The sequence below is a fragment of the Vibrio sp. 10N.222.49.A3 genome, assembly GCF_041475145.1.
In the GTDB taxonomy this organism is placed as follows: domain Bacteria; phylum Pseudomonadota; class Gammaproteobacteria; order Enterobacterales; family Vibrionaceae; genus Vibrio; species Vibrio tasmaniensis_A.
The window spans coordinates 1-768 of sequence record NZ_JBFRVM010000316.1; the positions used below are offsets into that span (position 1 = coordinate 1).

Genomic DNA, 768 nt, shown 5'->3' on the forward strand with positions numbered 1-768 from the left:
TAATCCTTATTAGTTAGCAGCGTTGCCAAACAGTTCTTCCTTAGCTTGCAAACCTATTTCCGCTTCTAGTTCTTTTATATTTTTTATCGCACGTTCGAAAGACTCCTTGATGTCATCAACCTCAGTGCCTAAGTTTGCTTCCTGTCGGATAGCCCTCACTTTGTTAACCTGATCAGTATTTAGTACCAATTCAGACATTGCTTCAATCTTAGCTATATTTTCAAAAACCTGAGACATGCGACTAACGCGTTCGTTAACTATATCTATCTTAACGGTATCTTTGATGGAGCCGTCGTTATTAAATAAATCTCGAACCATTTGGTCGATAATCGTCCGCCATGTTGATAGTGCTTCTAAGATTTCTTTGTATATATCAAGCTTAATTTCCCATTTTTTACTTTCTATTCGCGAATCGTTCGCAACTTGTTGTTTAACTAATTCTGTTGCCCGAGTTAACTTTTGTGTCTGAACATAAAGCTTATCAATATCTTCTTTAGTGGCTAAGTGTTTACCCTTTGTTTTTGCATAAGATGAGCAAAATGCCCCAATAAAACCAGATACAACCGTCACTATAAAAACAATGATGTAACTTATGTTGCTAAGACTGACACCTTCATTAATTAAATTAACTTTTTCTTCTAAACTCAAGGAAACCTCCTAGCTGCTAACGCCGCATTAAGGTGTGAGCGACGCTTGGCTATACTTGAGCGAAGCGAAAACGCCAAGCGTTGCGAATCACTCTTAAATGCTTTGTTGAACGAAGCCGCT

Annotated in this window: 1 protein-coding gene; it reads right to left on the reverse strand. The window is 37.9% G+C overall.

Going from position 1 to position 768, the window contains the following annotated elements:
* Positions 1-9 precede the first annotated feature (9 nt).
* The gene (locus AB4589_RS25345; RefSeq protein ID WP_372101950.1) at positions 10-648 is read right to left on the reverse strand and encodes a hypothetical protein; all 639 of its coding nucleotides are present in this window, start codon (positions 646-648) and stop codon (positions 10-12) included.
* Between the last annotated feature and the right edge of the window lie 120 nt (positions 649-768).